This is a genomic window from Pseudomonas sp. DF11 (genome assembly GCF_058148565.1).
In genome coordinates this window covers 391,761-412,492 of the sequence record NZ_JBYVYN010000001.1, presented here as the reverse complement: position 1 = coordinate 412,492, position 20,732 = coordinate 391,761, and the positions used below count along the sequence as shown (strand labels likewise).

Annotated in this window: 12 protein-coding genes; 2 read left to right on the top strand and 10 right to left on the bottom strand. The window is 58.5% G+C overall.

The genetic code is table 11. From position 1 onward, the window contains the following. Positions 1-481: 481 nt before the first annotated feature. From AC30D9_RS01650 to AC30D9_RS01625, 6 genes are all read right to left on the bottom strand, one after another. Complete coding sequence (locus tag AC30D9_RS01650; protein WP_307572198.1) at positions 482-1,444, bottom strand: D-2-hydroxyacid dehydrogenase family protein; 963 nt, start codon at positions 1,442-1,444, stop codon at positions 482-484. Between the two features lie 11 nt (positions 1,445-1,455). Beyond that, positions 1,456-2,487: an alpha/beta fold hydrolase gene (locus AC30D9_RS01645; protein WP_490143275.1), complete on the bottom strand. Its 1,032-nt coding sequence runs from the start codon at positions 2,485-2,487 to the stop codon at positions 1,456-1,458. Between the two features lie 85 nt (positions 2,488-2,572). Further along, positions 2,573-3,007, bottom strand: a complete 435-nt coding sequence (locus tag AC30D9_RS01640; protein ID WP_490143274.1) for a YqaA family protein — start codon at positions 3,005-3,007, stop codon at positions 2,573-2,575. Continuing rightward, positions 3,007-3,453 carry a DUF411 domain-containing protein gene (locus AC30D9_RS01635; protein WP_109754182.1) on the bottom strand — a complete coding sequence of 149 codons (447 nt, stop codon included), beginning with the start codon at positions 3,451-3,453 and terminating at the stop codon, positions 3,007-3,009. Before AC30D9_RS01635 ends, AC30D9_RS01640 begins: the two co-directional genes overlap by 1 nt. A gap of 251 nt (positions 3,454-3,704) precedes the next feature. Continuing rightward, complete coding sequence (locus AC30D9_RS01630; protein ID WP_307572199.1) at positions 3,705-5,699, bottom strand: methyl-accepting chemotaxis protein; 1,995 nt, start codon at positions 5,697-5,699, stop codon at positions 3,705-3,707. 143 nt (positions 5,700-5,842) lie between these two features. After that, positions 5,843-5,980, bottom strand: coding sequence for a hypothetical protein (locus tag AC30D9_RS01625; RefSeq protein ID WP_014338251.1), 138 nt, complete (start codon positions 5,978-5,980; stop codon positions 5,843-5,845). 150 nt (positions 5,981-6,130) lie between these two features. Here AC30D9_RS01625 and AC30D9_RS01620 point away from each other — a divergent pair, with 150 nt between their 5' ends. Continuing rightward, positions 6,131-6,319 (top strand): hypothetical protein, encoded by a 189-nt coding sequence (locus tag AC30D9_RS01620; RefSeq protein ID WP_003202135.1) that lies wholly within the window; start codon positions 6,131-6,133, stop codon positions 6,317-6,319. Positions 6,320-6,328: 9 nt separating this feature from the next. Here the strand turns inward: AC30D9_RS01620 and AC30D9_RS01615 are convergent, their stop codons facing one another. Next, positions 6,329-6,709, bottom strand: a complete 381-nt coding sequence (locus AC30D9_RS01615; protein ID WP_134924448.1) for a fe2+ zn2+ uptake regulation protein — start codon at positions 6,707-6,709, stop codon at positions 6,329-6,331. 297 nt (positions 6,710-7,006) lie between these two features. Between AC30D9_RS01615 and pvdQ the strand changes: the two genes are divergently transcribed. Further along, a complete protein-coding gene (gene pvdQ / locus AC30D9_RS01610) occupies positions 7,007-9,355 on the top strand; it encodes a bifunctional acylase PvdQ (RefSeq protein ID WP_490143273.1) in 2,349 nt (782 codons plus the stop codon). A 135-nt stretch (positions 9,356-9,490) separates the two neighbouring features. On the opposite strand, the gene AC30D9_RS01605 is transcribed toward pvdQ, so the two are convergent. The 3 genes from AC30D9_RS01605 to AC30D9_RS01595 all read right to left on the bottom strand — a co-directional run bounded on the left by AC30D9_RS01605 (position 9,491) and on the right by AC30D9_RS01595 (position 20,553). After that, entirely contained in the window at positions 9,491-14,314 is a 4,824-nt protein-coding gene (locus AC30D9_RS01605) for a dermonecrotic toxin domain-containing protein (protein ID WP_490143272.1), read from the bottom strand. Between the two features lie 245 nt (positions 14,315-14,559). Then, the gene (locus AC30D9_RS01600; protein ID WP_490143271.1) at positions 14,560-15,561 is read right to left on the bottom strand and encodes a FecR family protein; all 1,002 of its coding nucleotides are present in this window, start codon (positions 15,559-15,561) and stop codon (positions 14,560-14,562) included. Between the two features lie 159 nt (positions 15,562-15,720). Further along, positions 15,721-20,553: a dermonecrotic toxin domain-containing protein gene (locus tag AC30D9_RS01595; RefSeq protein ID WP_490143270.1), complete on the bottom strand. Its 4,833-nt coding sequence runs from the start codon at positions 20,551-20,553 to the stop codon at positions 15,721-15,723. Positions 20,554-20,732 lie beyond the last annotated feature (179 nt).

Genomic DNA, 20,732 nt, shown 5'->3' with positions numbered 1-20,732 from the left:
GACTGCACCAGTCGCTGTTGCCCTACCTCTAACCTGACCTGTCGCCGTTGCGAAAAGTTTCGACTTTTTTTCGTCTGGATGACCGGTCGGTTTTCCCCCCGGTTAGGCAGTCTAGGTCAGAACTTAGAGCGGTGCGGCTCGGTTCGTCGCATTGTCCGACAATCACAGTTTTTGTCGGCAATCTCCTACACGACAAAGAGGGATACGCACCGACGAAGTGCAGTTTCCTGAAAACAAAAAGGTGTAGGGGGGCAGCCTTGTGTCATCGGCGTGCGCGATGGAATGGCGTGGCGCACCATTGGGGGGCGGGCGCAATAGAGGCGTTTTGATGGCTATTGTCTGCGCTGGAAGCGCACTATTCTGTGGGAGCGGGCTTGCTCGCGAATGCGGTGTATCAGCCAGCAAATGTGTGACTGACAAACAGCATTCGCGAACAAGCCCGCTCCCACAGAGAGGTATCCAGGATATTTGGGGCTGGGGCTCAGCCCGTCGGCGTCAGCAACCGAATCGGCGTGCCCGCCGCCCAGGCCAGCAGGTCTTCGATCATCAGGGAATAGAACCGCTGGTAGTTCTGTCGGCTGACGTAACCCACATGAGGCGTGGCCAGTACGTTATCCAGGGTTCGGAAGGGATGGGCGGCTGGCAAGGGCTCCTGGGCGAACACGTCCAGGGCGGCGCCAGCCAGGCGCTTGTGCTGGAGGGCGTCGATCAGGGCGGCTTCATCGACGATCGGCCCGCGTGAGGTGTTGACCAGCAGGGCCTCGGCTTTCATCCAGGCCAGCGCCTGGGCATCCACCAGGCCGCGGGTACGTTCGCCGAGCACCAGATGGATCGAGAGGATGTCGGCCTGTTCGAACAAGGCCTGCTTGCTGACGTAGGTCACGCCGACTTCGGCGGCCCGCTCGGCACTGAGGTTCTGGCTCCAGGCGATCACCCGCATGCCGAATACCTGGCCGAACTGCGCCACCCGCGTACCGATGCTGCCCAGGCCGAGGATCGCCAGCGTCTTGCCGTGCAGGTCGCCGCCCAAGCCTTGCTGCCAGAGGCCGGCGCGCAGGGCATTGGCTTCCTGTACCAGGTTGCGGGTCAGGGCCATGATCAGCGCCCAGGTCAGTTCGGGCGTGGCGTGCTTGTAGCTGTCGGTCCCGCACACCTGGATACCCAGTTCGGCGGCGGCCTTCAGGTCCAGGGCGGCATTGCGCATGCCACCGGTGAGCAACAGCTTGAGATTGGGTAGGCGGCGCAGCAGGCCTTCGTCGAACAAGGTACGTTCACGCATCACGCAGATCACTTCGAAGCGCTGCAGGCGCTCGGCGAGGGTGTCGCGGTCGGCGGGGTAATCGTGGACAAATGTCACCTGGCCGATGCGGTCCAGCACCGACCAATCCACCACGCCACGTGCCACATCTTGCCAATCGTCTATGACTGCTATTTGCACCGCCATGGAACACCTCGTCAGGGAATGGGTTTGTCCAGCCAGCCCAACAGGGCCTTGTGGAACCGGTCCGGCTCTTCCATCTGCGGGGCATGCCCCAGATTGGGGAACTCCACCAGGGTCGAGCGGGGGATCAGCCGGGCAGCCTGCTTGCCCAGTTCCTCGTAGTGACCCAGCCTGGCCTTTACCGCCGGCGGCGCGATGTCGCTGCCGATGGCCGTGGTGTCGGAGGTACCGATCAGCAGCAGGGTGGGTACGGTCAGGTCCTTGAGCTCGTAATAGACCGGCTGGGTGAAGATCATGTCGTAGATCAGCGCCGAATTCCACGCCACTTGCCGATGCCCCGGGCCTTTGTTCAAGCCGGCGAGCATGTCTACCCAACGCTCGAACTCAGGCTTCCAGCGGCCTGCGTAATAGGTCGTGCGCTCGTAGTTGCGAATACCCTCGGCGGTGACTTTCAACTCCCGCGCGTACCATTGATCCACGGTGCGATAGGGGACGCCCAAGGCTTTCCAGTCTTCCAGGCCGATGGGGTTGACCATCGCCAGGCGTTCGACCTGGTCGGGAAACTGCAAGGCGTAGCGGGTGGCGAGCATGCCGCCGGTGGAATGACCGAGGATGATGGCTTTCTGCACGCCGAGGGCCTTGAGCAAGGCCTGGGTGTTGCTTGCCAATTGCTGGAAGCTGTACTGGTAATGCTCGGGTTTGCTCGATGTGCAGAAGCCGACCTGATCCGCCGCGATGACCCGGTATCCGGCCTCGCTGAGGGCCTTGATCGAATCGCCCCAAGTGGCGGCGCAGAAATTCTTGCCGTGCATCAGCACCACGGTGCGGCCATTGACCTTGCCTTGGGCTGGCACGTCCATGTAACCCATCTGTAACGACTGGCCCTGGGACTGGAAGGGGAAATGCTTGAGGGTGTAGGGGTATTCGAAGCCCTCCAACTGCGCACCGTAGGCCGGGCCTTCAGGCGGGTTGGCGGCCTGGGCGAGCAGGGGCAGGGCGGCGGTGAGGAACAGGCTGGGCAACCAGCGCGCGGTGATGCGGGACATGGTCAATCTCCTTATGGCCGCCGCCGATCCTGGTGCGGCCCGATTATGGCGACATTAACCACAGGCAATCGAACGACGCGAACGTTCAGTCCATCCAGCCCAAAGTCGCCAGGGCGAGAGCGCCATAGCGCAGGCCCTTGGCAAGAGTCACGAGCAGCAGGAAGCGCCGCCACGGTTCGCCCATCACTCCGGCCACCAGGGTCAACGGATCGCCGATGATCGGCAACCAGCTGAGCAGCAGTGACCAGCGACCGAAGCGTTGGTAATGCCCACGAGCCTTGTCCAGGTGGGCGGGACTGACCGGAAACCAGCGCCGGTCCTTGAAATGCTCCAGGCGCGTGCCCAGCCACCAGTTCACCAGTGAACCCAGGACATTGCCGAACGTGGCAACCCCCAGCAACAGCCAGGCTTCATGGCGCTGGCTGAGCAGCAAGCCGACCAACAACGCCTCGGATTGCAGCGGCAACAGGGTTGCCGCGCCGAAGGCCGCGAGGAACAGGCCGATGTAGGCTTCGCCCATCAATGGGCCGGATAGTCCGCCACTACGGTTTGGGTCCCGTCTTTTTTCAGGCCGATCACTTGATAAGCGTCGCTCATGCCATCCATTTCCATGCCGGGCGAGCCCATGGGCATGCCCGGTGCGGCCACGCCGAGCAAGTCATCGCGCTTGCTCAACGCCAGCACCTGGTCGGCAGGGACGTGGCCTTCGACGAATTTGCCGTTGATCTCGGCGGTGTGGCAGGAACGCAGGTTCGGCGCCACGCCCAGGCGCTGTTTGACCAGGCTCATGTCGGCTTCGACATGGTCGTTGACCTTGAAGCCGTTTTCTTGCAGATGCGAAATCCACTTTTTGCAGCAACCGCAATTGGCATCGCGGTGTACATCAATGGTGACCGGTTCGGCGGCCTGGGCCAGGGTGGAGACGAACAGGGCGCTCAAGGCGAGCAAGTGCAGGGGATGGGCCATGGAGGTGGTCTCGTATCAAACGGTTTGAAGGGAGGATAACAGAGTAGCGAGCGCGAGCTGACAGGGGGCTGAGGCGGGGATTACACAATTGTCAGGTTGGGAAGGAGACAATTCGCAGAGGAATGGAAAACCACTGAACCCTGTGGGAGCGAGCCTGCTCGCGATGATGGCAGCACAGGCGCCATCACCGCAGTTGACCCACCGCGATCGCGAGCAGGCTCACTCCCACAGGTTTTGTGGCGGGAGCAGATTCAGCGCACCTTGAACCGCCCCATGATCGCATTCACCCGAGCATTGGCTTCCAGCAGTTGCCGAGTGTTGGCTTCGCTGGCCAGGCCGCCTTCCACCAGTTCTTCCACCATGTGACGGATCTGCACCATGCTGCGGTTGATTTCCTCGGTCACCGCGCTCTGTTGCTCGGCGGCGGTGGCGATCTGGGTGCTCAGGCTGTTGATCTGGCTGACCGAACCTGCCATTTCGTCCAGCCCGGAGTTGACTCGGGATGTGGCATCGGCGGCCGACTGGCAACTGGCCTGGGTGTTTTCCATGGCCGAGACCGACGAGCTCACGCCTTGGGTCAGGCGGGTCAGCATTTCGTTGATTTCCGAGGTGCTGGCCTGGGTGCGGGCGGCGAGGGCACGTACTTCGTCGGCCACCACGGCAAAACCACGGCCTTGCTCACCGGCCCGGGCGGCTTCAATGGCGGCGTTGAGGGCCAGCAGGTTGGTCTGCCCGGCAATGGCACCGATGACACCGAGAATCTCGGTGATGCGCTGAGCGTCCTGTTGCATGCTCTCGACCTTGCGAGTGGCGCTGGCCACTTCATCGATCAGTGCGACCACGCTGTTGGACGCCTCACCGACCACTACGCGGGAGCGGTCGGCATGCTCGTTGGCGCGCTGGGTGAACGCTGCTGTCTCGGCGGCATTTTGCGCGACGCTTTCGGCCGTGGAGCTCATCTGGGTGATGGCAGTCACGGTCTGGTCGGTTTCCGAGGCGTGGCGCATCAGGATTTCACTGGTGTGAGCCGAGGTCCGTTGCAGGTCGCCCAGGCTCGATGCCATGGCGCCAGTGGCCTGGGTGACCTCGCCGATCATGCTTTGCAGGTAAGCGATGAAGCGGTTGACCGAATGACCGATCGCCCCCAGTTCATCCTCGGCCCGAATGGTGATACGTCGAGTCAGGTCGGCATCGCCCGTGGACAAGGCGTCGATGTTGCCCTTGAGGACCTTCATGCGGTGGGTCAATTGACGGATCGCGTAAAGCTGCATCAACACCAGCAGGATCACCATCGGAATCTGCAGCAGGCTCAGTGTGCTCAGTACGTCGTCGCGCTGGGCGGTGATCAGCCGGGTTGGCAATGCGGTCGCAAGGAACCATGGCGAACCCTCGATAGGGCGCATGAAAAACGTGCTGGCCTCGCCCTTGTTGTCGAACTCGACCCGTTGCAGCGGCTGGTCGCGCTTGGCCAGGCCAGCCTTGACCTGGGCGGCGAATGGCGAGGTTGCCGCCAGTTCACTGATGTTCTTCAGTACGATCGGTCCGCTGATGCGCGAACTGTTGCTGATGATCTTGCCGTCGCCTTCGACGATCAGCATCTCGGCGCTCAGGTCGGCTTCCTTGCGCGCCACCAGGTCATTGAAGAAACCCAGGGTCACGTCGATGGTGGAAACACCGTAAGGCACGCCGTTCTTCTGGATGGCCATGGCGCAGTTGGTGCGTGGTTCGGCGCTGGCGTCGTCTTTATAGGCCGCGGCCCAGGCGCATTTGCCAGGCGGGGTGGCCATGCCGCCCTTGTGCCAGGGTTGTTCGTAATAGTTGGGGGCAGCGTCGCTGTTCCAGAAGGTATTGACCACCAGTTTGCCGGACGCGTCGCGGTGCCAGAACGTGCTGAATTTATTGCGTCCCTCGGCCCGCTGGTTGGGCAGCGGCCAGATCCCGCCGCCGAAGACTTTCAACTCACCGTACTGGTCCACCAGCCCCGGCAATACCTTGTCGATGGCGTCGCTGTCGAGCAGCGGGATGGTCTGGGTAATGCTGCGCTGCTGCGCCTGCACCTTGTTCAATTCGCCCTGGATCTGCTCGGCGACCTCGGCGATGCGGTTCAAGGCCACTTGCTCTTCGGTCTGGCGCAACTTGGGCGCGACCAGATAGCTGATGCCCACCACGGTCAGGATGGATAACACCAGCATGAATACAATCAGGAACAGCGTGTAGCGAGCCTGAATAGTTCGGAATGAGGGCATGGGGGGAGTCCTTGCACGAAGGCGACTTTCTGGAGCAGGCGGATGGGCAGTCCTGTATGTATCGGCCTGCGGTGACGCAGCTTTAGGAGAGGGCAAGGAGGATGGAGCGGTTGGCGAGGAAGCGGCTCCCTCGCCAGGGGGCGTTAGCGGGGCATGTCGAAGCCCGGGCCGCCACGGTGATCAGGTCGATCCCCATGACCACGGTCGTGGGGGAAAAACAGGCAGCCACTCAGGGTCAGGGTGGACAATAAGGCAAGCAACAGGCTGATACGACGAAACATACATAATTCCTCATGATTAACCACCGCGGTTGCGCGAATACGCTCCTTCGGCTGTACCATGGGACCCCGTTGGCAGCCCGTCATCCCCGCAATTCGGTAGGGACTTGGCAAGCCTTCGGATACAGAACGGATACATTCAGGAAATTGGTAATGACTCATTCACAACGTTTGAAATACTCGATTCTGATCGTCCTCGTCGTCCTGGCAATCATGCTGGGACTGTCCTGGATGCAAGGCAAAGGCATGATCAGCGAGCAGCTGTTTCAATACATCGCCATCGCCGTGGCGGTCATCGTGGTGGTGATCAACGGTGTGATGCGGCGCAAGGTCAAGTCCTGAGCGCCGGCTTCAATCCTCGGCCCGGAGCACGGCCATCGCACTGGGGTGCAGGCAGTAGCTTTTATCCGGGTTGAGGGTGACGACTCCCTCGCTGCACAGGCGCTTCAACACCTCGCGCACACTGAGAAAGGACAATGGAATGTCCAGCCCCAACAACTGGCTGTGCACGCCGCGCACGCCCAGGCTGCGGTTTTCGTTGGCGGCCTTGAGCAGCGCATCGATGACTTTGAGGCGAATCAGGCTGGTCCTGAGCCCGAAACTCTTGAGCAAGCGCCTGATGTGGTCGTTGCCGCCTCGCTCTGCCGGCTTGTCGAATACACGGTGGGGGGCGCTCAGCGAGACGCCGCTCGGCCTTGGCTTGCCCTCCATGGGCTGTTGCGCGTTACGCATGCAAAAACTCCTTACCAGCCTGATCAGAAAAGGTCACGGATACTCTCCTGTAATAGGACGAACGAGGACGCGCAATCATGAGGACCGTGATGTGAAAAAATTGCCCATGCTTCGTCAAACCCCCGTATTCAAACGGCCGCCAGCCATTAATTTTTTTTCATCCGGTTCGTTTCCAAGGGTAGGCACATTCCGGTTCAGCACGCGGTATGTGATTTCCCAGGCGGGCCGAGTGTTTGTCTACTGTCGCACCGGTAGCCGTCCTGGTTTCTGAAGTTTTTATCAGGAGTGAGCGTGAGAATGTCCGGGCAGTTATCGAGGATTGGCCTCGCAGGCGCTTTTCTGGGGATCGCCCTCGGGCTCAGTCCCGTGGTCAATGCGCAGGATGATGGGCAGCAGGCCAGTGCCGAGATCCGTCGCACCCGTTTTGGCGTACCGCATATCCGGGCTCAGGATGAACGCGGGCTGGGTTATGGCATCGGCTATGCCTACGCCCAGGACAACCTGTGCCTGCTGGCCAATGAGATCGTCACGGTCAACGCCCAGCGCTCGCACTATTTCGGGCCGCAGCAGGTCACGGTCGAACAGCGGGAGAACCGCGTCAGCGATGTGTTTTTCAGTTGGCTCAACACACCGCAAGCGGTTTCCGGTTTCTGGCAGGCCCAGACGCCTCAAGTGCAGCAACTGGTCGAAGGCTACGTGGCGGGCTACAACCGTGCGTTGGTCGAGCGCAAGGCCAAAGGCCTGCCGGAACAGTGTGCCGGCGAGTGGGTGCGGCCGATCACGGCGCTGGACCTGGTCAAGTTGACTCGTCGACTGTTGGTGGAAGGCGGCGTCGGCCAGTTCGCCGAGGCCTTGGCTGGCGCGCAGCCGCCCCAGGCGACGGCACTTGCGGGTGCTTCGGCCAACGGCTTCGCTGCCGCCGCAACCCGCCAGCAGCGTTTTGCGCTGGAGCGTGGCAGCAATGCGCTGGCCATCGGCAGTGAGCGCTCGTTCAACGGCCGTGGAATGTTGCTGGCGAATCCGCATTTTCCATGGTTGGGCGGCATGCGTTTCTACCAGATGCACTTGACCATTCCCGGCAAGCTGGATGTCATGGGAGCGGCCCTGCCGGGCCTGCCGATGATCAACATCGGCTTCAGCCAGCACCTGGCCTGGACCCACACCGTGGACAGTTCAAAACACTTCACCCTGTACCGCCTGCAACTCGATCCTAAAGACCCGACCCGCTACCTGCTCGACGGCAAGTCTGTGCCGATGAGCCAACAGACGGTCGCGGTCGACGTCAAGCAACCTGACGGCCAAGTGCAGGCGATTTCCCGAGTGGTCTATGGCTCGCAGTTCGGCCCGATCGTGCAATGGCCCGGCCGGCTGGACTGGGATAACCGGTTCGCCTACAGCCTGCGGGACGCGAACCTGGAAAACGATCGCGTGCTGGCCCAGTGGTACGCCATGAACAAGGCGGTCACGCTCAAGGATCTGCAGGACGCCGTCCATGAGATCCAGGGCATTCCCTGGGTCAATACCCTGGCGGTGGACGATCAGGGCCAAAGCCTCTACATGAACGTGTCGGTGGTACCGAACGTCGACGCCGATAAATTGGCCCGGTGCAGCGACCCCAGGGCCGGGCTGCAACTGATCGTGCTGGATGGGGCACGCAGCGAATGTGCCTGGGCTATTGATCCCAAGGCGGCGCAGAAAGGCATCTATGCCGCCGACAGGCTTCCGCAGTTGCTGCGCCGCGATTATGTGCAGAACTCCAACGATTCGGCCTGGATGGTCAATCCGTCGCAGCCGCTGTCCGGTTATTCCCCATTGATCAGCCAGCAAGGCCAGCCGCTGGGGCTGCGGGCGCGGTTTGCGCTGGAGCGGATGGCCGCGCTGGCCAAGGATGGGCCGGTGAAGGTGGAGGATTTGCAGCGCATGGTCATGGACGGTCAGGTTTACCTGGCCGACCAGGTGATGCCGGATCTCCTCGGCGTTTGTGCCGGTGACCTGGGGCCGGATGCGTCGGCCCTGGTCGAGGTTTGTGCCAGCCTCAAGGCCTGGGATCGTACGGCGGGCCTGAAGAGCGGCCTGGGGTTCGTGCATTTCCAGCACATCATGGACGAGGTGTGGGCTGCCCCGGGTTCGTGGCGCGTCGCATTCGACCCCAAGGACCCGCAACACACCCCACGAGGCCTGGCGATCGAGCGACCGCCAGTGCTCAAGGCCGTGCGCGAAGCCATGCTGGCCTCGGTGAAGGCGGTGAAGGCCGCCGGGTTGTCGAAGGACAGCCAATGGCAAGATGTCCAGGTGTCCAGCAGCGGCGGTCGACAAACGCCGATCCATGGCGGCCCCGGGGAGCTGGGCATCTATAACGCGATCCAGAGCGTGCCGGGGGCGAACGGTCAGCGGGAGGTGGTCAGCGGTACCAGCTATCTGCAAGTGGTGACGTTCGACGGTAAAGGTCCGCAGGCCCAGGGATTGTTGGCTTTTTCCATTTCCAGCGATCCGGCATCGCCTTACTCGGCAGATCAGACCCAGGCGTTTTCGCAGAAGCAGTGGAGTGTGCTGCCATTCACCGAACAGCAGATCAAGGCCGATCCGCACTATCAGGCACTGATTATCCGTGAACGTGATGAGGCGGGCAGGGTGGCGACGCAGTAACGGTTGTTGGACTGTGGACGAGGGGGCAGCCGCATTCAAGATGGTTGCAGGCTGGCCCACCGTCGTCGCGAGCAAGCTTTGCTTATAGTGGCCTGCATGCCTGGGGAAAGCGGCAGGCCGTCATGGGTGAGCGCCTCAATGGAGGCTGGTTGCCCCTGGTGATGGCGAATCGGGCTGGCGTCCCAATTCACAGATAAGCAGCGTCAGGGAGTCGGCGTTTCTCAGGATGAGGTCGATGCGTTTGTCCGGCAAGCTGGGATCCAGGAAAGCATCGCGTGCCTCGTCCATGGTTCTGGCACCGGTCACTTTCAGGATTTCCCTGGCTGTTTTCTTAAGCCCGGGAAGCAGTTCCAGGCTCTTGAGTTCGCCGGCTACGCTATCCCATCCCATAAATAGCCTGGCCCGTGAAGTGGTTAAGGAAAGGGCGTTGAATTGATGTTTTTTTTGATAGGCATATTTCATTTGTCCAAAATGCGTCGCTTGCGAAATCAGGTCCAAGAATGGCAGGGTCGATTCTAGATAAACGATATCGTAGGTATCGAACAGCTGATGGGTCATTTCGTGGATCAGTGTCGCCCCTTGGGCATGAGCTTCGACATTAAAGGATTCCGGGACGAGCTCCTTGTACTGATCCAGGCCTACGTCGAAGAATAGTTGTGTGAGATAGATCCTTTGGGCTACATCAGGTTCGAGCACAAATGCGCTCGCTTTATCGTTTGCATCTCTGAGGTTGCCAATGACGATGCGGCTCGCATTCTGCAATTCCCAGGTCGGATCAGCCAATGCCTGACAGATCGGTGAAACTGCGGTTTGTATTTTCTTGATCAGGCTGGCATCGACGTTATCGATACTAAAAAACTCTTTTAGAAAAGTATCTATCCGAGAGCCTGCATGCACCTGTCGTTTAAGTTGATCGAGGTTGTGGAGGGCATTGATCGAATAAAAACGTGCGGTTTCCAAGGCCTGCACGATGGCGTTGGCATGCTGAGGATACTTCCTGCGTATTTCTTCCATACCTCGGGCTTCGATATTGAGGGCTCCAGAAGCCCTATAGTCACTGTATGTGGTGGCGAGCGTAGACATTACTTTGCCGTAGCGAATGGTCTGTCGCTGTGGATCAATCATCCATTGCTGGCCTCCAGGCGCTTTTTTCAGTATCGGCCCCTCTCCATTTTCATGGACAACGCGCCAAGCCTGATCGGCTTTCACTACCTGAAAGACTTTGCCGGCAACATGGGTGTAGAGCTTGCCGGACGTCCTGGCCTGGTAGATTCCGTCGATCGTGTTTCGCTGAAGGTCCTGGAGGCTGACGTCGCTGGCTTCGAAGGCTTGCAGATTGGTACGTGTGGGAGCTGTGCAAGCAATGTCCTTCCAATGGGCCGGGGTCGCCGCCGGACTGTTCTGCGAGCCTGGACCGACCGGAGAGAGAAGGCCGAATGTATCGTCGGGATTCAAGGACCCCAGCGAGGCCATCTCGACAGCGCCGGCGATGAAATCGTGCAAGCCGGCTTTCCAGTCATGCACCTGCAGGGATTCGGCAGAGGCCTTGAAGTCCTGGTAGCTTTCCCACAGCGTTTCGATAAAAGTCAGCTTGCCTGGCAACTGTCTGCCCACCAGCTTGACACCGCTGCTGAACAGATGCAGGACTGTTTGCCAATCGAATTGACGTTTTTTGTCTGTTTGCGTGGTGAGCATGTCCGATAACAACGTTGCATTGTCGTCGAATAATGTGTCGAGCAGGTTGGTCTTGATCGGATTCAAGCCCAGGGCGATCTTCGACAGATTTCCAGCCGAAGCGAACAGATTGTTGAAGGTGGCTTGCTGATTTTCGGGCAGCCGGCGAATCAACAGATCCTGAAGTGCGCCGGGTGTATTGAGTGCTGCCACGATGCTCGCTTCATCCTTGAACTCCGTAAAGTAATCACCGTTATGATAGGGCGAGTACAAGACATGCGGCGCCTTCGTATCGGTGCTCGATCCGATCAAGTAAAGGCCCAATGCCTTGACCGCAGTAGTGCCCCCGGTCTTGATCAGTTCCAATGGCCGAACCCATGCACTGGCGCCTTCCACCGCCTGGCGAGCAATGGCATCCGGCATGTCCAGCACTTGGCGGATCAAGTCAAATGCCGTCGGTGAAAGATGCTGCTGTAGCTGCCGTGCATGAGCGTGCTGTAACAGTTGCCAGGGTATTTGTTGGCGGAACCGCTGCCTGCTTTGTTGAGCGTCGGCAGTGGTGCCGGAGAGCTTGTCCAGCACGTGTTTCTTGTAAACGCTCGGGATAGCCAATGACAGCAACATTTGCCTGACTGCTGCTTCATTCAAGTTGTCCGGCAATTTCTGTCGGGAGGTTGAGAAAACCTTGAAGGCGGTCTTTTGAATGTCGTTGATATGACTCAAGGCAAAATCGATCAGTGTGCTGGCAGGCGCCGCCAGTGCGAGGCTCGGCGTGATCCGGATGGCGGCGGGATCAAGGTCTTTTCCGGCGAAACGCGTGTCCAGTAGCGCTTTCAGTTTTTTACTGACATAGGTGTGCAAGGGCTCGATCCCGTTCATGTAATCGTTGCCATCGCTCACGCTGCTTCGATATTGCTCAAGTAGATCGATATGCAGGCGCTGATCTTCAACAGCGGCGGTTCCGAGCCAGGCGGGCAGTTTCTGTTGCCACCGGCTGGCCTGGGCAATACGTGTGGCGCGCGTGAGATTGCAGGGGGCGCCTTTTTTCAGCAGCGCTTCAAGGCTTTTTACCAGTGCGGGTCCGGTCAGTTGCCAATCCCCGCTCTTCAATGAGCTCACATAATTGTGTTCAGCTTCAAAGTGCTCGATGAATGACGTCATCCGATTGAGCAACACATTATCTTCGATCAACTCAAACGCCTCGAGTCGATAACGTCCATGAGGTTTGCGTTGGGCGGGCGCGAGATTTTCCAGCAGCGCGAAGCGCCGTCGGGAGTCGAGAAGGTGTTGGTTCAATTGTTTCGCGGCCAGCTCTACAGAGGAAAATACCTGTAAGCCATCAGCGGGTGTCCAAAGGATACCCAAGCCTGAATATGGCGTATCCAGCCCTCCGCGTTCGGTCAATAAAAAGCAGTTGGCGAGGGCAACGGAGATACTTTTGCCGTCTGTAATGCAGTTGAGCCGCAATGAATAGACATCTGGCCGAAAGCCTTTGACCCCGACACGTTGCTGGCGACCAGGGGATTCGGCATCGTAGGTGAACACCGCCTTTATGAGATCGTGCGCGGCAGGGGGCAATGTCCCGTTGAGCTCCCGCAAATGGGCCTCCTCACGTATCCCCAGGGAAAACACGTTGGCCAGTTTGGGGAGCAAGTCTTTCAGCTCGTTACGCAGTGTTGTTTTGTTGGACAGCGGTAGTCGGGCGAACAGAGTGTTGAAAGCCTCTTCGACACTGTTATAGCTCTTGATCTTTCTTTCCAATTGATCAGCCATGAAATTGGACGGCCGCAGGTCCCCGTAGAAGGCCGGTTGCGTGCCCCAGTGCCCATCGGTTTTCTGCTTCAACAGGCTCGCGTTGATCATGGCGCGTATGTCCAGCGCTTTGTCTACGAGAGCATGGATCTCCACATCGCCCTGGCGGGACATCTCCAGTGCATAACGTAGGTTGTGCGTCTGCTTGCCGATGATTGCCTCCGCCAAGGATTCGAAGGTCGGCAAGGTCACCGACCGGCTCGACAACTGTGGTGCATCGAAGCGCAGAAAACGATTGCGTTCTTCCAGGCTCAGCAGGCTGTAGAGGTCTTCCTTGCTTGCATTGGTGGTTGGGGTATTGAGCAGCGAATCCTTGAAGCCCAGGTAATTGTCCACTTTCTTCAGTCCGTGACTGGGGGTGTAGAGATAGTGGCCTTTGCCGCTGATCATCAACGCGCCCGCAGGCTCTACGTAGAGCGGCTCATATTCCCAGAGACGAATCGTCTCGATAAACAGCAACGCTTCGTCCTGGCGGGACGACCTGTAGAGTCGAAGCAGCTCCTCGCTTTGTGCGTTCGTGAGCTGCCTTTTCTCTCGCTGGATCACGATCGTTGCCCGCAGGGCATCACTAAGGACTTGAGACAGGAGTTTTCGGCGTGACGTATGGAAAGGTCCCATAGCGTCCCAATAACTATCGATGCAATGGGTGAGTTTGGGAATCAGGTTCCTGGCGGTGATTCTTAGCAGGCTTTCCCACTGTCGGGTGTTCTGGGGGGACGCTGTTATTTGTGGGTGGATGACATCGACATCCTGCCCGGAGGGACGACCTTGATTGTGAAAGTAGAGGATGACCGCGTCGCTCAGGGACAGGCTGCGGGTTAGTCGATTCCCCGCGTCGTCTCCTTTACTCAGTGTCACGCATGCCTGTTTATGATCAAAGTTCGACACCACCTCATTCAATACCTGATGAAGCATCATCGTCAGCGAGGGTAGCTTGATCAGCTCATCGACTATGGCCAGGGCATTGAGACTTTGTGCGTTTTCGATGGACTCCACCAGGCTTTTGAAAACATCACCACTGATGATCTGTCTGGATTTCCTGATGGAGGTTGTCCCCTTCAGTTCGTTGCGTTGGGAAATGGACAGGAGGCGAAACAGATCGTCTCGTTGTGCCGGGGTTTCCAGCATTTCGTCGATCTTTTTTTCGAGTGATGCCAGGCTGTCGAATTTTGTGATTCCGCCAAAGTGCGTATAGAGAAATGCGGGCTTGACGTCTGGCGCGCCGGCTTTTGTCAGGGTGCTGAGCGTAAAGCAGCCGGCGAGAGGAATCGGCGCGTTACCCTCGGATTCAAGCAGCATCGTTTCGGCGAACATCGGTGGTATCTGTGCCTCGCGCTGGGTGTGGCTGGGCAGGGCGACGTGGTGTAACCAGTCGAGGTCTGCCTGCGTCAGTCCGTGGGGCGCGGTCAATTCGTCCAGGCGATGGGCGTCCAATACCTCGGGAAATAGAAGTGGCGTGGTTTCAATGAACATCGTTGCTTCTCGATCAAGGCGCCTCAAGGCGCGCGAACGTGGGGGAAGCCGCCAGACTAGGCAACGATGAATGGGCAAAGGTGGTACATAGTTACCGCACGCCGGGCTTGAGGCCTGTCAGGCTGGAGCGGGGTGAGTCGTTTCTGGGGGACGGACTTGCTAGCGATAGCGTTTTTTACAGCCAACAAAGGTGATGTCTGTGACGACGTCATCGCGAGCAAGCTTTGCTCTCACCGGGGGAGGTTTCAGTTATTGGCTGGCCGTTGCCCGATGGAATTGAGGACCGGGTTGCCGTCCTTGTTCTGGGTCAGGTAGACCGGCAGTACTTTGGGCAGCGAAGGCACCAGGTTTTGCACTTCATTGATGTTGTAGACGCCCCCGATACGCAGACCCCCGGTGTTGTTGTCGGCCAGCATGACGGGACGGTCGAGGTAGCGGTTGATCAGCGGCAGCGCGTCGCTCAGGGCGAGGTTATCCAGCACCAGCTTGCCATTGCGCCACGCCAGTGAGCTGTCGTTGGGGGCTATCTCACTGACTTGTGGCTGGTGGTCGCCCGCCTTGTAGCTGGCCTGCATGCCCGGGGAAAGCGGCAGGCCGTCACGGCTGAGCGCCTGGTTGCTGGTGACCCTTACCGAGCCCTCCAGCAGGGTGACCCGTACCTGGTCCTGATACATCCATACGTTGAAGCGAGTACCGGTCACGCGCACCTGGCCTTGGCCGGCCCGAACGACAAACGGATGCTGTTTGTCATGGCTGACGTCAAAAAACGCCTCACCCTTTTCCAACGTTACCCGGCGCTCGTTTTTGTAATTGGCAAACACCAGCTCACTGCCCAGGTTGAGTTCCACTTCGCTGCCGTCGCCCAGGGTGACATGGCGTACGCTTGCACCGGCTTCGAAGCGCTGATAGGAGTTGGCAATCCAGCCCAGGTTCCAACCGGTGTAGGCGGCGATCGGCAGGCCCACGACGAATACCGCGGCGGCGACTGCCAACCGGCTCCAGCGCGACCGGCGGCGGGGCGCTGGAGCGGCCGGCGCTGGCTCGACGCGCGGCAGATGATCGGCAACCGCCCAAATCTGCAGCATGGCTTCGTATTCGAACGCATGCAGGGGATCGGCATCGTGCCACTCTTTGAACGCCTGCCGTTCGGCATCGGTGCAATCGACGGCATGCAAACGCATGCACCAATGGGCAGCGGCATCGGTGATGGCGTCGTATTCGGCTTCCGAGAGGGTATGTTCGGTCATTGACTCTTCCTGGTTTGCCGCATTCTAACCTTCGGCATGAGCTGCCGAGAACAGCCGTCATGGCATTTACGCATCAATGAGCCCGTTTTTTACTCAAACATTCGTCGTAGCCTAGCGTCGCATACATTGCGTGAAAAAAAGATCAACAACTCAAACGCGTCACGGCACGGCAATCTGCTGGGACGGGCTTGGGTCGAGTTGGCGTCCCATTTCACAAATCAAGAGCGTGATCGAGTCGGCGTTGCGAAGTATGACGTCGATACGTTTGTCCGGCAAAATCGGATCGAGGAAATCATCACGAGCGTTATCCATGGTTCTGGCCCCGGTTATCTTGAGGATTTCCCGGGTGGTTTCCTTGTACCCAGGCAACAGTTCCATCTTCTTGTAGGTGTTATCCGTGCTGTCCCACTGCGTGAACAGTTTTGATTTTGGTGTGGTCAACGAAAACCCATTGAGTTGCAATTCCTTTTGCTTGTCGTACTGCAACTTTCCTGAATAAGTCGCTGTTGAAATCAAGTCAAGAAATGGTAGTGAGGCATCCAGATAGGTGAAGTCGAACGTATTGAGCAACTGGTGGGAAACTTCATGGATGAAGGTCGCTCCCCCGGCATGCGCATCGACATTAAAGGATGACGGTACGACGGCCTTGTACCAATCCAGGTCCATGTCGAAGAAAAACTGCGTGATGTAGATTCTCCCGACGGCTGCGGGCTCAAGTACGAAGGCGGTCGCTCTATCTTCCAGGTGCTTGAGGTGGCCGACCACGATGCGCTCGGCATTTTGCATTTCCCAGGACGGATCGGCCAATGCCCGGCATATGGGCGAGATCGCCGTCTCTATCTTGCTGATCAGACTGGCGTCGACGCGGTTGACCCCAAAAAACAATTTGAGGTAATTATCCAGCCGAGAGCCCGTAAGCGGTCGTCGCTTGAATTGCTCGAAGTTGTGAAGGGCATTGAATGAATAGAACCTCGCGGTCTCCAGTGCCTGGACAATCATATTGGCGCGGTACGGATACTTCCTGCGTATCTCGGACATTCCCCGCGCTTCAATATTCAGTGAGCCCTTGGCCTTGAAGTCGCTGTAGGTGACGGCCATTTTCGACCCGGCCTTGCCGAAGCGTATGGTCTGGCGTTGAGGATCGAGTTCCCATGCCCGGCCGTCAGACGACTTTCTCAGCAATGGCCCCTCTCCGTGCTCATGCACGATTCGCCAGGTTTGGTTGGCTTTCGCCACCTGGAAGACTTTGCCGGCGAGGGGGATATAGCGCCTGCTATTTTCCAGTGCCTTGTAGGTTTTCTCGATCGGGTCTATTTGCAAGTTCGCCAGGCTGATGCCCATGGCCTCGAAAACGTTCAGGTCAGTCCGGATCTGGGCGGTGGAGGCGATGTTCTTCCAATTGACCGCCGGCGTCGCGCCTTGCGAGACCGGCTCTGTGGGATCGAGAAGGCCGAATGTATCGTCACGATTCAGCATGCCCAGCGACACCATTTCTGCGGCACCGGCGATAAAGTCGTGCAAGCCTGTTTTCCAGTCATGCTGCTGCAAGGCTTCGGCTGAGATCTTGAAGTCCTGGTAGCTTTCCCACAGCGTTTCGATAAAAGTCAGTTTGCCCAACAACTGCCCCCCCACTAACTTGACGCCGGAGCTGAACAGATGCAGGGCCGTCCTCCAGTCAAACTGACGGTTTTCATTTGTCTGTGTGGTCAGCATGTCCGATAGCAATGTCACATTGTCGTCGAACAATGTGTCGAGCAGATTGGTCTGGATAGGATTCGAGGCCAGGGTCATTTCCGATCGCTGCCCGAGCGTAGCGGCGAGCAGGTTTCTGAAAGTGGCCTGCTGGTTCTCGGGAAGCCGTCGAATCAGCAGGTCCTGAAGCGATCCTGAGGCATTGAATGCGGCAATAACGCTTTTTTCGTCCTTGAACTCGCTGAAGCAATGACCCTCATGGTAAGGCGAATACAGGACCTGAGGGCCTGCTGCATCGAGGCTCGATCCGATCAAGTAAAGCCCCAGCGCCTTGACCGGCACCGCGCCGCCGGTCTTGATCAATTCCAGGGGACGAATAATCGCATTGGCCCCTGCCACCGCTTGGCGGGCGATGGCATCGGGCATGTCCATCACCTGACGGATCAGATCAAAAGCCAGGGGGGAGAGGTGCTGTTGTAGATGCCGTGCGTGAGCGTGTTGCAGCAACTGCCAGGGTAATTGTTGGCGGAAAGCTGTCTTCCTTTGCTGGACATCCGCAGTGGTGCCGGACAGTTTTTGCGCTACATGTTTTTTATAGTCGGTCGAGATATCCAATGAGGACAACATTTGCCGGACAGCGGTTTCGTTCAGGCCGTCCGGCAGCTTCTGCGTGGACGTCGAAGACACTTTGAAGCCTTCCCGGGTCACTTCGATGTGCTGCAAGGCAAAGTCGGTCAGCGCACTGGCCGGCCCGACGATGGCTAGGTTCGGTGTGATCTGGATGGTATCGGGGTCAAGGTTCTTTGCAGCGAAGCGTGCGCCCAACAGCGTTTTGAGTTTATTGCGCGCATAGGTTCGCAGCGGCTCGACACCGTCCAGGTAGTCCTTGCCGTCGGCCACGCTGTTTTTATATTGCTCAAGCAATTCAATGTGCAGGCGTTGGTCTTCAAGCACGGCTGTACCGAGCCAGGCGGGAAGTTTCTGTTGCCGTCTATTGGCCTGGGCAATGTCTGTGGCGCGCTTGAGGTTGGTGGGCGCGCCTTTGTTCAGCATCGCCTGAAGGCTTTTTAATAGTGCCTCGCCGGTCAGTTGCCAACTTCCGGCTTTCAATGTGCTCAGATAACCCTGCTCGGCCTCGAAGTGTTTGATGAACGAGTTCATCCGATTCACCAGCACGTTGTCTTCGATCAGTTCGTACGCCTGGAGTTGATAACGTCCATGAGGCTTGCGTTGGTCGGGTGTGAGGTTGGTGAGCAGACCAAAGCGTTTTCGCGAGTCGAGCAGGTTCCGGTTCACTTGCCGAGTGGCCACTTCGACGGACGAAAAAGCCTGCAAGCCATCGGCGGGCGTCCAGAGGATGGCCATGCCCGAAAAGGGCGTATCGAGTCCTCCGCGCTCGGTCAATAGAAAGCAATTGGCAAGGGCCAAGTAAGTCGTTTGACCTTCTTCGCTGCAGGCCAGCGTCAACGAGTAGACATCCGGCCGAAACCCCCTGACTCCGATACGTTGTGAGCGGCCGGGATATTCTGAGTCGTAGGCAAAGACTGTTTTGATCAGGTCATTGGCAATCGCCGGCAGGCTCGCGTTGAGTTCCCGAAGTTCAGCTTCGGCGCGTATGCCTAAGGAAAAGACATTGGTCAGCTCCGGCAGTAACCGCCTGAGCCCGTTGTGCAGCGAAACGCCTTGGGATAACGGCAACCGAGTGAAGAGGCCATCGAAAGCCATTTCGACATCGGTATAGCTCTTGACCTTCCTCGCCATCTGATCGGCCATGAAATTGGACGGACGCAGGCTTCCATGAAAGGCGGGATGAGTTCCCCAATGCCCGGCGGTTGGCTGACTCAGCAGGTTTTTGTTGATGAAGGCGCGTATATCCAACGCTTTGTCGATGAGTGAGTGAATGTCGATGTCGCCCTGGCGAGACATTTCCAGTGCGTAGTGGAGATTATCCTTCTGCTTTTTGATGATGGCGTTCGCCAGGGATTCGGAGACTGGCAGGTCCAGTGGCTCGCCGGAGAGTTGTGGTTCGTCAAAACGCAGGAAACGGTTGCGCTCTTCCAGGCCCAGGAGGTTATAGAGCGCTTCCTTTTGCGTGGTGCCTGCGGGGTTGCCGAGTAGCGCTTCCTTGAAACCCAGATAGTTGTCTATCTTCTGAAGGCCATGAATGGGGGTGTAGAGATAGTTCCCTTTGGCGCTGATCATCAGCGAGCCTGCAAGCTCTACATAGTGCGGTTCGTATTCCCAGAGGCGAATCGTTTCGATGAACAGTAGCGTCTCGTCCCGGCGGGAGGCCCGGAACAGCCGGAGCAACTCACGACTTTGTTCATACGTCAGCTGCCTTTTTTCCCGTTCGACCAGGATCGCGGCCCAGAGTCCATCATGGATGACTTGGGAAAGCAGTTTGCGCCGGGACATGTAGAAGCGGGCCGTTGTGTTTTCCCAGAAGTCATCGATGCGGCCCAGCAGTGTCGGAATCAGTTTCCTGGCAGTGTCCTTTATGATGTTTTCCCATTGCTGAGGGGTGTAGGACGATGGGAGCGTGCCCGGGTGAGTCAGATCGATGTCATGCCCGGGCGGCCAGCCTTGATTATGGAAATAGCCCAGGATGGCGTCGCTCAGTGGAATGCTTTCGGTCACCTGGATTGCCTTTGGATCTGCCAGGTGCCCGCCCTTGCTGAATGCCACGCGGATCTGTCGATGATCCAGGTCCGGTAGTGCATCGCTCAATACCTGGTCAAGCATCGACCGTAACGAGGGCAGTTTGATCAGCTCGTTCACCATGGCCAGGGCATTGAGGCTCTGGGCGTCCTCGATGGATTTGAGCTGAGTCGTGAACACATCCTCTTCGATGAGTTGCCGGGTCTGTTTGATGTCGGTCGTGCTGTTCAATTCGCTGCGCTGGGAAATCGACAAGAGGCGAAACAGCTCGTCGCGTTGCGCGGGGTCCTGGCGCATCTGGTCGATCCTTTCTTCGAGGGACGCCAGGTTGTCGAGTTTTTCGATTCCACCGCTGGGCGTGTAGAGGAAAGCCGGTTGGGTGCTCGATGCGCTGCGGTCTGTCGAGGTGCCGAGGGCAAGGCAGCCGGCCAGTGCAATGGGCGTTTTTTCCTCGGCTTGCAACAGAATCGTTTCGGCGAACATCGGTGGCGTCTGCGCCGTGCGCTGGGTGTGGTTGGGCAGGGCGATATGGTGTAACCAGTCGAGGTCTGCCTGCGTCAGCCCGTGGGTGACGGTCAATTCGTCCAGGCGATGGGCGTCCAATACCTCGGAAAATAAAAGTGGTGCGGTTTCAGTGAGCATCGTTGCTTCTCGATCAAGGCGCCTCAAAGCGGCGCGAACGTGGAGGAAGCCGCCAGACTAGGCAACGATGAATGGGCAAAGGTGGTACATAGTTACCGCACGCCGGGCTTGAGGCCTGTCAGGCTGGAATATCGATGCAAGCGGACCTGCCGCTATCGCGAGCAGGCTCGCTCCCACAG

What these genes read in the sequence shown, in the direction of transcription:
- AC30D9_RS01615 (WP_134924448.1), bottom strand. Translation starts at nt 6,709, where the DNA reads ATGCGTAACGCGCAACAGCCCATGGAGGGCAAGCCAAGGCCGAGCGGC.
- AC30D9_RS01595 (WP_490143270.1), bottom strand. Translation starts at nt 20,553, where the DNA reads ATGCTCACTGAAACCGCACCACTTTTATTTTCCGAGGTATTGGACGCC.
- AC30D9_RS01625 (WP_014338251.1), bottom strand. Translation starts at nt 5,980, where the DNA reads ATGTTTCGTCGTATCAGCCTGTTGCTTGCCTTATTGTCCACCCTGACC.
- AC30D9_RS01635 (WP_109754182.1), bottom strand. Translation starts at nt 3,453, where the DNA reads ATGGCCCATCCCCTGCACTTGCTCGCCTTGAGCGCCCTGTTCGTCTCC.
- AC30D9_RS01650 (WP_307572198.1), bottom strand. Translation starts at nt 1,444, where the DNA reads ATGGCGGTGCAAATAGCAGTCATAGACGATTGGCAAGATGTGGCACGT.
- AC30D9_RS01645 (WP_490143275.1), bottom strand. Translation starts at nt 2,487, where the DNA reads ATGTCCCGCATCACCGCGCGCTGGTTGCCCAGCCTGTTCCTCACCGCC.
- AC30D9_RS01640 (WP_490143274.1), bottom strand. Translation starts at nt 3,007, where the DNA reads ATGGGCGAAGCCTACATCGGCCTGTTCCTCGCGGCCTTCGGCGCGGCA.
- AC30D9_RS01600 (WP_490143271.1), bottom strand. Translation starts at nt 15,561, where the DNA reads ATGACCGAACATACCCTCTCGGAAGCCGAATACGACGCCATCACCGAT.
- AC30D9_RS01605 (WP_490143272.1), bottom strand. Translation starts at nt 14,314, where the DNA reads ATGTTCATTGAAACCACGCCACTTCTATTTCCCGAGGTATTGGACGCC.
- AC30D9_RS01620 (WP_003202135.1), top strand. Translation starts at nt 6,131, where the DNA reads ATGACTCATTCACAACGTTTGAAATACTCGATTCTGATCGTCCTCGTC.
- pvdQ (WP_490143273.1), top strand. Translation starts at nt 7,007, where the DNA reads ATGTCCGGGCAGTTATCGAGGATTGGCCTCGCAGGCGCTTTTCTGGGG.
- AC30D9_RS01630 (WP_307572199.1), bottom strand. Translation starts at nt 5,699, where the DNA reads ATGCCCTCATTCCGAACTATTCAGGCTCGCTACACGCTGTTCCTGATT.